We start from the raw sequence: 13,677 nt of genomic DNA, 5'->3' as shown, positions 1-13,677 counted from the left end.
GAGCCGTTGCGCTATGCTCACTTTAATCCGCTGAAGGTGGTATACTATAGCCGTTTTTTGCACATTTACTTTATTACCTAAAACTATAGCAACATCAGCATTAATTTTTTTGTCATTTAAACCATCTATCGAAATAATAACTGTATGAATAACAAACCATAGAATAAAAAATATAAAGATTGCTTTTGTGATTTTTAGTAGTTTATTCATATTTTAATCGTTGAGTAATTTACTTTTCTAAATATCACCAAACTTTATTTCTTGATTCTGATTTTAAATTTTAAATCAAATGAAAAGACATGTTCATAAGTAAATTTATTTGGTAAACTTGGTGTGTATAAGGTTGGATTATAAATAAATCCAACATTTATAAATCTACCAATTTTGAAATACGCAGGAAATGATAAACCGAGAGCACCGTGTTTTTCATCGAAATTTTCGTTCAAAACATAAATTTCTTTTTGATAATCATAATAGCCATTATCATGTAATATCCATCTGTAATTTATATATGATAAACCATACCCAAAGCTGAATCGTTTATAGTTATGGTTATGAGTTAACATAAATACATCTGATTTATAATGTTCATGCGCATTATCATAATTATAAAAATAGGCAGGTGAAGCTTCATAATTTGTAGTAAATAAATATGTGAAATTTATAAATCTATTTTTCTGGTAATAATAATCAGCTCCAATAGAAAATCCATATCTTCCAGTTTCTTTTTTAGGTGAGGTATTTTCTGGTTGTATATAAAATGAATTGACAAGTGGAATCGATACATTTAAAAAAATATTTCCTTTTTCTGTTTCAAATCTTTTTCTACTCTGCCTTTTGTTGTATAATACATGAATTGAATCATTATTTACAAAAACCGTTTTTCCGTAAAAAAATCTTCTATGATTCGTATAATCTACAGCATAACCAATAGGTGCGAAATATGTAAAGAGTAAGTTGCCATAAAGAAATTTTTGTGTATGTTTTGGTTCTACAAAATATTCAGTTTGTAAACTATCAGTAATGAATTTGACACTTAAAGGACCTTTTCCACGTTTTACTTCTATTTTTGCAGGTAAATTGTATGTACTATCTTGAATTTGAACTTGAGCATTTTCAACTTGACTTTTTATTTCTAGATTTTGTATTTTATGACTAAAAACAGTCGCACATGAAGTGAATAATAACAATATAAATATAAGTGATATGGCTTTTTTCATAAGATTTTTTTGTTATTTTCATTTTTCAACTTTTTGTAGCGCTAAATAAAAATTATCTAAAAACTTTTGTTGTTCTACATTATCTTTAAAAAAACGTTGATAATGATTTCCACAACTGCTAATGTCTGTAATATTTTCTTTGTTAAAAGACCAATCATCAATATTCTTTACATCAATGCCAATATCGCCACTGCAATTTTTCCAAATTCCAATAAATTCATTTATGTTAACCGTATCTAATTTGCTAAAGTCCGCATAAACAGTAAAACCGTTCATTTCTGGGTTGAAAAATTTGTAAATTTCATAAACAGGAACACCTCCCCAAATTATAGGTCGTTCTTCTGGTAACTTAATAAATTCCAAATTTGATTCGTTCATCATTTTAGATTGCGCACCTTCTTTCCAAAAATGTTTTTCGTAAGATAGAATCGTACCTGTCGGAACCATTATTTTTTTAACTAGTGTTGGTTCTGTAGTGACGTAAAATGGATTGTTTACTTCTGGACTTCCTGCTGGATTCATGTTAATATTGAAATCACACGATATAAAAGAAAAAACGAAAAGTAAACAAATGATTTTTATTTTTTTCATGATTTTCAATTCAGAAAAATTAGTCCATATATTCAAAATCATACAATATGATATCATCGATTTTATGTGCCCAAACTTCACTTGTTTCAGTACCAGGAAACGCTCCAACAACACTTGTGTTTTCAAATTCATTATTAAAATAATACACAATATCTGCTTTATATTTAATCGGTTTCTTTAAATTGTTTTTAATTTTCAGAACCGTTTTCCAGTCACTATCATCATTTCCATCATTATAGAATGCTCCAATAAAATAAATTTCAATGGTGTTTTCTTTTGGACGTAATGAAAATAAATCTACACGATTTTCGAACGAATAAGGTGTTGTATATTCATCATAAGATAAAATGCGATATTCTAATTTTTTGTTATCTACTTCTTTTATTTCTAAAACAATTTTTGACCATAATGAAAATTCAAATTCTCCGTATTCAGAAGGATATACGACTGTTTCTTGGGCAAAAGAAGTAAAATAATTTGTTGTTAATAGAATTAGTAATAATATTATTTTTTTCATAGCGTTTGTTTTATTTCTTGTAATTTTTGTTAAAAAATTCTTTAAATGAATTTACTTCTTTTTCTTGAATAATTGGTATTTCCAAAGCACCTAAAATTTTAGATATTTTATAATTCTGTGCCGGCGTGTCAAACATGATGTTATCTCCATCTTTTAAATCAAACGAAAATGCAGTGCCAAACAAGACTGTTTCTGCTTTTTTAAGGGTTTCATTATTTATAAAAATCGGCCAACCGCAACTGGCTAATTTCGGATCAATCGGAAGAATTATCAATTCTGAAGTTTGACGATTAAAGGCTATTGCATAATTATGATATTGTGTTTTTCTTGTAACCAGATTATCTTTGTTTTCTGCTAATTTTCCATAAACGATTTCAAAACCTGATAAATCATCTTTTTTTAACGCTTGAAGCATAAAAAATTTCATTTTGTTTTTTGTTGCTTTATTTTCTTCTTCTGATATTGAAAAAAAACTTTTTAATGTATTAAATATTCCCATTTTCTTTATTTAAGTGTTAATTTATTAAAATATTTGATTCCATATAGAAATTGAACAAACTGTTAATCTGATCTACTTTGGCTATACGTTTTTAGAAAAAAAACAAAACCTTTGATATTACCATAATCTGATATAATATCAATTTGTCTTTTTCTAATTTATAATTATTTCTTTTAGTCATTTTGAAAGTAACCTATAATGAAATCTTTATTTTCAATCTATATATTTATTTACAAAATTTCAAAATTGCTTCATCTGCTTCTGGATTACCCAATCGTTTTGCTTTTTGAAAATCATTACAAAAATCTGGCATATTCAGTTCTTTTTTTGCTTGACCTAAAACCAAATAACCGTAATCATAGTTTGGGTTTATTTCTACAGCCTTGGAAGCATCTTCATAGGCTTTTAAAAAATTTCCTAATTCTAAATTTAAATAAGCACGATATCCAAATGCACGAAAGAAGTTAGGAGAAATTTCTAATGATTTGTTAAAATCATTTTCAGCCTCAATATATTTTTTTAATTTTCGGTAATTTAGACCTCTATCAATATATGGAACGTGATTTTTAGGATTAAGTTCAATTCGTTTACTAGCATATTCTAAAGATTTGGTGAAGTTTTCTTGGTCAAAATACAATAAACTTAGATTGTCATAAAGCATATCAACTTCAGCTTTGGGTAATTCTAAAGCTTTTAAATAATCTTTTTCGGCATTGTTGAAATCTTTAATTTGAAAATAACAATAACCGCGATTATGATACATTGCAGTCAAGTTTTCGTTATATTCAATTAATTTAGTAAAAACTTCAACTCCTTTTTTATATTGTTTATTTGCTAAACAGAAACCTCCGATAAATTCTAATTTCTGTTTTTTTGAACCTTTACAAATTTCTACAGGAATATTTACAAATTTATTTATACCCATTGAAAATGCTTTCTCAGAATCAACACATGCTGCATCTAAATCAAACAACATTAAATGAGTAATCGCTCTAAATTTATAAGCATTTGCATATTCAGGATTTAACTCAATGGCTTTGTTATTATGTTTTAAAGATTTTTCAAAATCTCCATTTTGATGTAAAATAATTGCATAGTTGAAGTGAATTTCAGGAGTATTTTCACCCAATTCGATTGCTATTTTATAATCTTTTATGGCATCGTTTATTAAAGTTAAATTTTGATTTGATATTCCTCTCCAAAAATAATAATTGGATTCAGGTTTTAGAAGAATTGCTTGCGAGAAGCTTTCTTTTGCAAGTTCGTTTTTATCTATTTTATTAAAAAAGCGACCTTTTTCGTAATGAATCACAGGATTTTTTCTATCTAATTCAATCGCTTTGTTTAAAGCCTTTTCAGCTTCTTCAATTTTAAAAATATTATAATTTGCTTTAGAAATTCGCAACCAATATTCAGATGTGTTATTTTCTTTCTTTAAAGTTGTTTCTAGTTTTTCTAATGCTGTTTTTGCATCAATCATAGATTCTGATGCAATCAAATTATCAATTTCTTGAAATTTATTTTGTGCAATTGAGATTAGATTTACGCTAATAAATAAAAGTAAGGTTATCCATGTTTCTTTCATTTTCATTTTTTTAAGACATTGAAACGATTAAATAAGCAACAAAAGCAAGTAGTATAATATTACAAATCAATTTATTCCAAAGTTTTTTTGTAATTAGAAAAATACTTTCGATTGCTAAATATATCGTTGCAACTATGATTGTTATAAGAATTCCGTATAAAATTATGTAACCTGTATCGATTCCACTACTAACCAGCGAAAGAGAGAAAAAAAGGCCGCAAATAACTAAAATAATTCCAACTCTTATAATAATATGCTTTATCCAATTATCATTTAGATTGATGTTGTTTTTTTCTTCGTTTTCTATAATTGCTCTATATTCTTTGTTATTGTATAATGAAATAAAAAAAGGTAAGGTTCCTAAAGGCGAAAATTTCATTATAAAATAAATCGAATCAATTATACTATTTTCGATTCCATCAGCTGAGTTTGGTATGAAATAATGCAATTGATTCAATATTATTGATAATATAAATGGAAATAATATCGAAAAAACAGCGAGTTTCAGTTTATTTTTCATGATTTTTTAATTTTCTTTTACAATTGTGTTTGCTATAAAATCATTACAAGCTTTTTTCTTATCATTAAAAAGTAAAACAACATTGATGAATGGAATTACTTTTACAATACTTCTTATAAAATATTTAAAGACTGAAATTTTCTTACCTTCTGATGCTGAAATTGTTTCTATACCAACAATTTTTTTTCCTATTGTACCTTTAAAAAGTAGTTTCATAATAAAGAAATAGATACACCAAAACGAAAGAAATACCCAAGCAAATTTGTTGTTGAAATAGGGTGGAAGGTAATCAGCCAAATATGCTAATGGAAAATTCAAGAGGATTAAGAAAGTCAAATTAAGTATCAAATCTAACAAGCGTTTTCCGGGAGCAACAATTGCAAAATCTTTTCCATCAATATCTCTTGTAGAAGCTATATATTGTGTTTCGTCCAAAATTGAATTTGGAATATATTCTGTTTTGCAAACATTGCAGCATAATGTATCGCCATTGTTTCTTAAAGGAATTACAGGTATAGAAAATAACGAAAAATAATTCTTGTTTTGGTTTAGATTAATAATTCTTTGGGTGTTACATCTTGGACAATTAAAGTTGCCTCTTTTAATTGTTTTACGAACATTTTTGGTTCCGAAAATAATTAACATAATTGTGTTTTTATAAGTGAAATTGGTTAAACTAATTTACTAATATTAATTTAAAATTCTAATATTTTACTTATTTAATTTATTTTTATGTTAATTTGCACTTTTATTTAGTTTATGTTTTTTCAAAAGTTTGTAAAAAATATCCATCTTTTCCTTCAGACATGATAAAATTACTAGTGTATGACTAGAATATCCACAAATTGTTAATACATTTTCTGTGTTGCTGAAAAGCATTATTTTATAGACTTCACTTTCGAAATAAATGAGTACCAATGGAATGAGTTTATGTCTTTTTTTGATGGAAACATTATCTATATAAACTTTTGCTTTTAGTTTGATTTCATTTTCTAAAACGAAAACACTAATTTCATCTTTTCCATTAAAAGCTATTTTTGTAAAAGTATTTTCTTGATTTTTTATTTGAGTTGTGTCTTTTTTTTCGTTTTTAAAGAATAAAATTGACTCCAAAGGTCAGTTCCTTTTTAATTTCCGTTTATGTTTTCTATATTGAGCTTTATGGGATTTATTGCACAATTTTTCATCACGCTTTTACTTGTTGTACAAGAAATCATCGTTGCGAAAAGTATAAATTTTGATGCGTGAAATTTTTATAATATTATTTTTTAAAACACGTTTTTTTTGTCTAAATCAGGAAAAACATCATCTAATCTTTTTGAAACCTCTTTCAAATTATGAGTTGGAATCGAAGGGAAAAGATGGTGTTCTAAATGAAAAAACATATCTGCAGAAATGAAACTTTTCCAACCCGCTCCACGCTGCGTTCTTGGAAATTCGGGATTTTCTTCCGTGTCATGATGTACAGCCCAAACAGCAAAAAAAGCCATTAAACCTTCAAAAAACATCATTACAATTATGTGATAAATCAGAAAATGAATTTTAAAATAGATTGCAATGAAAACAAAAATAATGATGAAAATTGTTTCTAAGAATAACTGTTTTCTGTAAATCGAGTTGCCTTTTTTTATTGTATTTAAATGAATATTAAACATAAAAACAGGTCCGTATAAAATAGCTTGATACCATTTCATAGTTGCCGTTATACCTTCATAATCTTCTTCAGATAGATTGTATTTGTGATGACGTAAATGATTAAATTTTATGGCAGATGCAGAAACCGACATAAAAATACTATTGATTAATAAAGACAAACGTGTGTTTTTTTTATTTAATCCCAATGAATTGTGAATGCCATTGTGAACTTGTCTCAAAGTAGTTAGAAAATAAATTACAGAAAAAAGAAAAGCTAAAAAATAATAACCTTTGTAAGCTAAAATCCAAGATATTATCAGCCAAGGAATATTCAAAAAGTTTTCAATAATTTTTCCTTTCATGGATAATTTATTCAAATCTTTCCAAACTGTTTTTTTACGAATTTCTTGAATTGATATTTTCATGATATTTTGTTTTAACGCTAAAAAGCTTGGTTAAATTGATACAAAAAAGGAACAAAATATAAGTTTAAATTTAAGCTACTTACATCTTGTTCTTTTTTTATTTTTAATATTTTTCAATTTTACGACCTAGAAATTTTTCAATGGCAGCAAACATATCATCAATAGAATGCACTTTTAAATCTGGATGATTTTTTAACCATTTTGAATTTAATTCTATAAGTTTTTCATCAATATCAAAAAAAGCATCATTGTTTAATAAATCTCTGGTTGGATTTTCTCCGAAATATTCACCATCTAAAAAAGCATCTAATTCTTCTTCTGATAAATTTTCTACTTTAGCACATTGTTCTTCGAAGAACTGTAAATGTTTTTCTGCACCCATTTTCTCAAGACCAATTGCTATGTTTTCAATAAGTTCTTCGTCCCATTTTGAATTCCAAACAAATTGAGAAAAATCACCATTGTTATATTGTGCCAAATAAAAATCGACATAATAACTAAGCATTGCATCGTCGTGAATTTCTTCAATATCTGTTCCTTCTTCTCGTAAAACATTGACAACACTGATGTTTGAACCTATTATTTTATATGGATCATTATCGTTAAACGAATTTTCTGAAACAATAATTTTGTTTAATTTTTTCTTTTTGAACATAATTCTATTTATTTAATTCTTTGATTGCATCATCTAAATTTCGATATTCGGCCGTAACGATTTCTTTTCCATTTACATCAATAAAACCGTACCATTTCATAAACGAAGTTACAAGTGCGACATCTTTTTTATATTTCCCGAAATTACCAATTTCTTTTCCTTAATTACAAGTTATGATTAGTAGAAATAAGATTAATTTTAGTTTCATTCTCTTTTATTTTTTTAATCAAATTATTTTCTGAAATCAATGAGTAAATAGATAACGTGATTTTAAGTTGAATATTTTATTTCTGTTTTCTAACATATTTTTTTTGTTTCAAATCAAAAGAAAATTCTCCTTTTGCATCTTGAACAATTTCGTTTTCATCATCATATTTAAATGTTTTTGGATCAGCATCTACAATAATTTTATCTTTATAATAGACATTTTTATGATCTTTTGCGTAAGGTGAATTCTTAATAGATGAAAACGACGAAACATTATTTGTAACTTTATTTAATTCTAATGAATTAAACTCCGAATAATAAATTGCTTTTCCATCACTGAAATAATAATTATTCAAACTTTCAAAATTTTTATAATCGAGTCCGTCTAATGTATAAAGTTCTCCGTACACATATAATTTATCATCTGCTTTAATCCAAAGTTTATTCGAATCGAAAACTTTAATGGTTTTAAAATCATTTAGCGCAAATTTGTTAAGTTCGTTATCTTTAAAAAAGTAAACATTTGAATTGGTTCGAATATAAAATGGATTAAGAACTTTAAGTTCATTTGTGTTCACTTTCTCTTTTAAAGACGAATTAAATTCAATAAAATATAGATTGTCTTTATCTTTTGCAAAATAATCACTCAACAATTCAAAACTATTTTGATCGCCGTCAAATTTTTTATAATTGAAAAAAACTTGATTTTTATCTTTAGACCAAAAATTCGCAGCTTGTTTTCCAATTAATTCATAAGATTCAGGTTCTGCGTTTTCTACAATTTCTAGTTTAATGCTATCTTTTAAAAGATAAGTTTCACCAAGTCGATAAACATTGTTTTTATCTTTTAGTAGATTTTCTCTGTAGTTTGAAGTTGTGTTATCCAATTTTTTTAGTGTTTTTGATTCCACTTTGAAGGTTTGATAATCAACGTTTGTGACTTTTAAATTTTTGAAATAAAAACTGTTTTTATCTTTCGCCCAAGTTTCAGAAATAACTTCAAAAGTATCTTTGTCAACGTTTTCCATTTTTCGCGGAGTATCACCAAGAAATGCGTTGCTGTAATAAAAGACGGCATGTTTATCTTGATTTCCATAATGATAATATTTTGATTTTTCTGCATTAATTACTTTTCCAACTTGATTTGTGAAATCATTACAACTACTGATTATTACAAAGATTAATAAGAGTGAAATTATTTTATTTATGTAATTTATATTTTTCATAATAAAGATGAATTTTGTAATTCTAACGATTTAGGAATTGGTGTTTTTTTTGAAAAAAGTTCGATTTATAAAAAAGTTTTTTACTCATTATTAAACCTCTAGCTTTTATAAAAATACACTTTTTTTATTATATTTAAAAGTGTTTAGTTTGCTTAAAAGAAGTACTTTAAAAGTTAAATTCGAAATATATTAATAAAAAATTAGCTACAATAACGTGCTCACAAAATGGTTTCAAATTGAACTTTCAGTATCGGTATAAGATTTAGTCAGCCAACCGAAATCAAAATATTAAAAGTAAACTTATAACGGAATGAAAATTTCTTTAAAAGAAAATCATAGTTCATTATGATTCTCTTTAAAAGTAAAGGTTTGACTTTGTGTTTTTTTACTTTCAATTATTTTTAAAAGCATTACATTTTTGTTAAATAAAAGGTTTTAGAATTGTTTACGGTTACAAAAAATGTTAAATCAAAATCATTATCATATTTTAAATTTATACGTTTAAACATTATGAGTTATTGGTGTTTTTTGTAAAAAAAAATAAAATTAGTAGATTTGAAAGATATTGATTAACCAAAAAATCAGTGATATAATTTGATATTATGTTTTCTTAAATAATTAAAATTATTATAACATTTTCTTTTTTTAATGAAAGATTATTATTCAGTTTTAAAAATATCCCGATCAGCCAACTCAATTGAGATTAAGGCGGCATATCGTAGTCTTTCAAAACAATTTCATCCTGATGTAAACAAAGCTCCAAACGCAAGTTCTATTTTCATCGAAATTAAAGAAGCTTATGAAGTTTTGATTGATGATGCACGTCGAATTCATTACAATCAATTGCTCGATTACGCATTTCAGAAGCAAAATCAGCAAATAAATAGTACACCAAAAATTTCTGTTTTTTATTACGATAATGCTGAGTTTTCTGTTGGAGATGTGGTTACTTTTACTTGGGAAGTTTCTGATGCCGATGTTGTTGAATTACGACCTTTTGGTAAAGTTGCAAATTCGGGAACGAAGAAAATTAGAATTACTGATGTAAGTACAAATTTGTTAGTTGAATTGTTTTGTTATAATTCAATGTCTAAGAATTATGTTTTTAGTCAAATCATTTTAAAAAAGCGTGAAAATTTTCAAAATCAAAGTTTAAATAATAATAAAACTAAGCAACAAAATCATTTCAATCCTATATCTAAATTAGCCAAATGTGCTTTTGGAACTGCAATTTTTAATATTGCTTTAATTTTTTTATTTTTTCTTATTCCAAAAGAAGAGGTTTCAGAAAAAGTAATAAAATATTATGGGCGTCTACTTCAAACAGGTAAAAGTCCTCAATGGCATCATTTTATTAAAACTGATTCAGGTGAATTTGAAATTTCTGAAACAATGGGAAATCTGTATGCAGTTTATAAACCTGAGTTTATTTATTTAGGTAAAAATCCAATTACAGATAATGTTAGTTTTGTTAGAATTTTTGCTGGAGGAGAAGAAATAACTCATTATATTTCTGTAGTTGATTTTAATAGTCCAATTCCAATTCTCTATTTTCTTTTTTTATTATTCGAATATTATGTTATATTCACTGATAAAAAAATGCGAATAGAAAAACAATATGACTCGACATTAATATTTATTATAATTGTCAATTTAGCTTATTTTTTCTTCTTTATCTTGTAATTTCAAGTAAGTTTGAACATGTTATATTTGAATTATATTACATAATAAAATTATCCTAAAACTAAAATGTAATTTTTTTGATGAAAGATTATTATTCAATTTTAAAAATATCTCGTTCCGCAAGCTCAATTGAGATAAAAACGTCATATCGTAATCTTTCAAAACAATTTCATCCAGATGTAAACAAAGCTCCAAACGCAAGTTCTATTTTCATCGAAATTAAAGAAGCTTACGAAGTTTTGATTGATGATGCACGTCGAATTCATTACAATCAATTACTCGATTATGCAATTCATCAACAAAATAAGCAAATAAATAGCACACCAAAAATTTCTGTTTTTTATTGCGATAATGCTGAGTTTTCAGTTGGTGATGTGGTTACTTTTACTTGGGAAGTTTCTGATGCAGATGTTGTTGAATTACGACCTTTTGGAAAAGTTGCTAATTCAGGAACCAAGAAAATTAGAATTATTGAAGTAAGTACAAATTTGTTAGTTGAATTGTTTTGTTATAATTCAATATCCAAGAATTATGTTTTTAGTCAAATCATTTTAAAAAAGCGTGAATCTTTCCAAAACACAACTTTCCAAAACCATTCAAATGAATTTTATTATGAAAATATTCAGGATGAAAAGGAAACTTATTTTCAGAATTTAATTCGAAACAATCCACATATAAATCCGAAACATTTCGAAAAAGAGAAATTCAACGATGTATATGGGCGTATCGACGCACCAACTTTTACCCGAAGAGTTTTGGTCTTAACGGCAATTTATTTGGTGTTGATGTATTTTTTTGTTCCAATAACTTTTGATTATCCTTTTATTTTGATTTTTGTGAATTTCGCTTATTATCTGACGCTTTACAAACAATCAATAAAACGTTTTCACGATTTTAATTCGAAGGGTAAATTTGCTTTTATAAGTTTAATTCCATTTATTTCGTGGTTTCAATGTATTTACCTTTCAACAAAAGAAGGCGATTCTGTAATGAATGATTTTGGATTACCAGCAGAAGCATTGTCAGAAAATCAGGAAGTTTCGTTTTCGAAAAAATTCGATTTAAAATCACTTTCTAGGTTAACCAAATTGACTTTAGGAACAGCTGTTTTGAATATCATATTAATCGTTTTTTTTAGTTTAAATCCGAAACACGAAATTCCATTTTATGCAAATGATATTTATGGAAAAGAGATTAGTAATTATAAAGGAAATGGTTCTTACACTCAAATGTACATTAGAGCAAATGGAAATCAATATATAATTTCCGATGAAATAGGAGAAGTATTAAAAGCAAATCGTTATGATTTAGTTTATTTGGGAATCAATACTTTTACTGATAATCTAAGTTACGTCCGAGTTGATAATGCTTCTCAAAATCAAAAGTATTATATGCCAAGTAAAAATCTAAATGGGGGAGTTTTGATATTTTATTTTGTTTTTCTAGCGTTTCAATTTTATACTTTCTTTTTTATGGATAAAGTAAAACACGAAGATAAATATGAAGGTTTGCTTGGATTTATCATGATTTTAAATTTAGCTTATTTGTATATAATTGTTTCTTAAGAACAAAAAACTTCCCGTCTAAGGAAGTTTTTTGTTTTATTTATTAATCATTTCGTCTTTTAACAACTTAATTTCTTTAAAATGAGTAGGCGTCAATCCTGTAATTTTTTTGAATTGCGTGCTTAAATGAGCAACTGAACTATAATTCATTTTATAAGCAATTTCACTCAAAGATAAATCGTCATAAACCAATAATTCTTTGACTTTTTCTATTTTCTGAAGAATATAAAATTGTTCAATTGTTTGTGATTCTTGAGTTGAAAATAGTTGACTTAAACTGTTATAATCGGTTTGTAATTTACTCGATAAATACTCAGAAAGCGTGATGGTTAAATCATTTACTTCCTTAGTAACCAATTCGATAATTTGTGTTTTAATTCGTTCTACCGTTTGACTTTTTTTATCATCTAAAATTTCAAAACCAAGTGGTATTAATTTTTCTTCTATTTTATTACGGTCATCTAGCGTAATAGGTTCGTGAAATTCAACCAATCCTAATTCAACATCATTTAAATCGAATCCTAAATCTTCTAATGTTTTTTCTACCACCATTATACATCGTGGACATACCATATTTTTAATTCGAATCGTTTTCATAATAATTTAAAAGTTTTACTTTTTCAAATATATCATAAACAGCCGTCATATAAAAATAAAAAGAGCTTTCTTAATAATTAATTTTTTTATTCGTTTGTTTCGTAATCGTAATTTACCATCCAATTGATGCCAAATTTATCAATGAACATTCCAAAATATGCGCCCCAAAATGTTTTATCCAAAGGCATTGTAACTTTTCCTTCATCCGAAAGTTTGTTGAATAAATCGTTTGCTTCTTCCTCAGAATCTGTATTAATTGAAATTGAAATATTATTTCCGAAAGTTGCTAATGGTGAAAATTTCTCATCACAATCGCTTCCCATTAAAACGGTTGCATCACTGATTCGTAAAGTTACATGCATAATTTTGTTTCCTTCCTCCTCAGTTAATTCAACGTCTGAAGGAATATCTTTGAAACGTCCGATGTACTCAAATTCTTTTTCAAATGCGTTTTTGTAAAAGGTGAATGCAGCTTCACAATTACCATTGAAATTTAAATAAGCATTTACTTGTGCCATAATTTTTTGTTTTAGTTTGAATTATAAATGTAAATAAAAATTAAATTAAAGTAAATAAATGATATAGTTTTGTATTTGATTATTTTGAGATCAAAATTAATAGCAACACGTAATTCGAAAATCTGAAACTTTAAACGCAAGAATTAGTTTAACTTTTAGGCTTATTAAATATGTCCCGTCCTGAAATAACGATACATAAAAAAGAGTCGTTATGGAAGAATCAAACAATTATTT

The 13,677-nt window shown here is 26.3% G+C and carries 15 protein-coding genes and 1 pseudogene; 2 read left to right on the top strand and 14 right to left on the bottom strand.

Going from position 1 to position 13,677, the window contains the following annotated elements; genetic code table 11:
- The 12 genes and pseudogenes from EG240_RS16725 to EG240_RS14990 form a co-directional block, all read right to left on the bottom strand.
- Nucleotides 1–210, bottom strand: a pseudogene (locus EG240_RS16725) (hypothetical protein); the annotation flags it as partial.
- Nucleotides 211–254: 44 nt separating this feature from the next.
- The gene (locus EG240_RS15040; RefSeq protein ID WP_125020176.1) at nt 255–1,220 is read right to left on the bottom strand and encodes a hypothetical protein; all 966 of its coding nucleotides are present in this window, start codon (nt 1,218–1,220) and stop codon (nt 255–257) included.
- 18 nt (nt 1,221–1,238) lie between these two features.
- Complete coding sequence (locus EG240_RS15035) at nt 1,239–1,811, bottom strand: hypothetical protein (RefSeq protein WP_203229326.1); 573 nt, start codon at nt 1,809–1,811, stop codon at nt 1,239–1,241.
- Between the two features lie 19 nt (nt 1,812–1,830).
- A complete protein-coding gene (locus EG240_RS15030) occupies nt 1,831–2,328 on the bottom strand; it encodes a hypothetical protein (RefSeq protein ID WP_125020175.1) in 498 nt (165 codons plus the stop codon).
- A 10-nt stretch (nt 2,329–2,338) separates the two neighbouring features.
- Nucleotides 2,339–2,827, bottom strand: coding sequence for a hypothetical protein (locus EG240_RS15025; protein WP_148096357.1), 489 nt, complete (start codon nt 2,825–2,827; stop codon nt 2,339–2,341).
- Between the two features lie 226 nt (nt 2,828–3,053).
- Nucleotides 3,054–4,412, bottom strand: coding sequence for a tetratricopeptide repeat protein (locus EG240_RS15020; RefSeq protein ID WP_158612034.1), 1,359 nt, complete (start codon nt 4,410–4,412; stop codon nt 3,054–3,056).
- Nucleotides 4,413–4,422: 10 nt separating this feature from the next.
- Nucleotides 4,423–4,932 carry a hypothetical protein gene (locus tag EG240_RS15015; RefSeq protein WP_125020172.1) on the bottom strand — a complete coding sequence of 170 codons (510 nt, stop codon included), beginning with the start codon at nt 4,930–4,932 and terminating at the stop codon, nt 4,423–4,425.
- A 6-nt stretch (nt 4,933–4,938) separates the two neighbouring features.
- Nucleotides 4,939–5,577, bottom strand: a complete 639-nt coding sequence (locus EG240_RS15010) for an RDD family protein (RefSeq protein ID WP_125020171.1) — start codon at nt 5,575–5,577, stop codon at nt 4,939–4,941.
- Nucleotides 5,578–5,667: 90 nt separating this feature from the next.
- A complete protein-coding gene (locus EG240_RS15005; RefSeq protein WP_125020170.1) occupies nt 5,668–6,045 on the bottom strand; it encodes a hypothetical protein in 378 nt (125 codons plus the stop codon).
- 155 nt (nt 6,046–6,200) lie between these two features.
- Complete coding sequence (locus tag EG240_RS15000) at nt 6,201–6,992, bottom strand: fatty acid desaturase (RefSeq protein ID WP_235830398.1); 792 nt, start codon at nt 6,990–6,992, stop codon at nt 6,201–6,203.
- 103 nt (nt 6,993–7,095) lie between these two features.
- Entirely contained in the window at nt 7,096–7,647 is a 552-nt protein-coding gene (locus EG240_RS14995) for a DMP19 family protein (RefSeq protein WP_125020169.1), read from the bottom strand.
- A gap of 284 nt (nt 7,648–7,931) precedes the next feature.
- Entirely contained in the window at nt 7,932–9,080 is a 1,149-nt protein-coding gene (locus EG240_RS14990) for a DKNYY domain-containing protein (protein ID WP_125020168.1), read from the bottom strand.
- A gap of 648 nt (nt 9,081–9,728) precedes the next feature.
- Here EG240_RS14990 and EG240_RS14985 point away from each other — a divergent pair.
- Together EG240_RS14985 and EG240_RS14980 are read left to right on the top strand one after the other, a co-directional pair.
- Nucleotides 9,729–10,763, top strand: a complete 1,035-nt coding sequence (locus EG240_RS14985; protein ID WP_125020167.1) for a DnaJ domain-containing protein — start codon at nt 9,729–9,731, stop codon at nt 10,761–10,763.
- Between the two features lie 80 nt (nt 10,764–10,843).
- Nucleotides 10,844–12,328, top strand: a complete 1,485-nt coding sequence (locus EG240_RS14980; RefSeq protein ID WP_125020166.1) for a DUF805 domain-containing protein — start codon at nt 10,844–10,846, stop codon at nt 12,326–12,328.
- A 36-nt stretch (nt 12,329–12,364) separates the two neighbouring features.
- Here the strand turns inward: EG240_RS14980 and EG240_RS14975 are convergent, their stop codons facing one another.
- Nucleotides 12,365–12,925, bottom strand: a complete 561-nt coding sequence (locus EG240_RS14975) for a helix-turn-helix domain-containing protein (RefSeq protein WP_125020165.1) — start codon at nt 12,923–12,925, stop codon at nt 12,365–12,367.
- Nucleotides 12,926–13,011: 86 nt separating this feature from the next.
- On the bottom strand, nt 13,012–13,443 hold the full coding sequence (locus tag EG240_RS14970) for a VOC family protein (RefSeq protein ID WP_125020164.1): 432 nt from the start codon (nt 13,441–13,443) through the stop codon (nt 13,012–13,014).
- Between the last annotated feature and the right edge of the window lie 234 nt (nt 13,444–13,677).

This window comes from Paenimyroides tangerinum, assembly GCF_003865405.1.
In the GTDB taxonomy this organism is placed as follows: domain Bacteria; phylum Bacteroidota; class Bacteroidia; order Flavobacteriales; family Flavobacteriaceae; genus Flavobacterium; species Flavobacterium tangerinum.
The sequence above is the reverse complement of the archived record's forward strand: the minus strand, read 5'-3'. Positions and strand labels throughout refer to the sequence as shown.

What these genes read in the sequence shown, in the direction of transcription:
- EG240_RS15040 (WP_125020176.1), bottom strand. Translation starts at nt 1,220, where the DNA reads ATGAAAAAAGCCATATCACTTATATTTATATTGTTATTATTCACTTCA.
- EG240_RS15035 (WP_203229326.1), bottom strand. Translation starts at nt 1,811, where the DNA reads ATGAAAAAAATAAAAATCATTTGTTTACTTTTCGTTTTTTCTTTTATA.
- EG240_RS15030 (WP_125020175.1), bottom strand. Translation starts at nt 2,328, where the DNA reads ATGAAAAAAATAATATTATTACTAATTCTATTAACAACAAATTATTTT.
- EG240_RS15025 (WP_148096357.1), bottom strand. Translation starts at nt 2,827, where the DNA reads ATGGGAATATTTAATACATTAAAAAGTTTTTTTTCAATATCAGAAGAA.
- EG240_RS15020 (WP_158612034.1), bottom strand. Translation starts at nt 4,412, where the DNA reads ATGAAAGAAACATGGATAACCTTACTTTTATTTATTAGCGTAAATCTA.
- EG240_RS15015 (WP_125020172.1), bottom strand. Translation starts at nt 4,932, where the DNA reads ATGAAAAATAAACTGAAACTCGCTGTTTTTTCGATATTATTTCCATTT.
- EG240_RS15010 (WP_125020171.1), bottom strand. Translation starts at nt 5,577, where the DNA reads ATGTTAATTATTTTCGGAACCAAAAATGTTCGTAAAACAATTAAAAGA.
- EG240_RS15000 (WP_235830398.1), bottom strand. Translation starts at nt 6,992, where the DNA reads ATGAAAATATCAATTCAAGAAATTCGTAAAAAAACAGTTTGGAAAGAT.
- EG240_RS14995 (WP_125020169.1), bottom strand. Translation starts at nt 7,647, where the DNA reads ATGTTCAAAAAGAAAAAATTAAACAAAATTATTGTTTCAGAAAATTCG.
- EG240_RS14990 (WP_125020168.1), bottom strand. Translation starts at nt 9,080, where the DNA reads ATGAAAAATATAAATTACATAAATAAAATAATTTCACTCTTATTAATC.
- EG240_RS14985 (WP_125020167.1), top strand. Translation starts at nt 9,729, where the DNA reads ATGAAAGATTATTATTCAGTTTTAAAAATATCCCGATCAGCCAACTCA.
- EG240_RS14980 (WP_125020166.1), top strand. Translation starts at nt 10,844, where the DNA reads ATGAAAGATTATTATTCAATTTTAAAAATATCTCGTTCCGCAAGCTCA.
- EG240_RS14975 (WP_125020165.1), bottom strand. Translation starts at nt 12,925, where the DNA reads ATGAAAACGATTCGAATTAAAAATATGGTATGTCCACGATGTATAATG.
- EG240_RS14970 (WP_125020164.1), bottom strand. Translation starts at nt 13,443, where the DNA reads ATGGCACAAGTAAATGCTTATTTAAATTTCAATGGTAATTGTGAAGCT.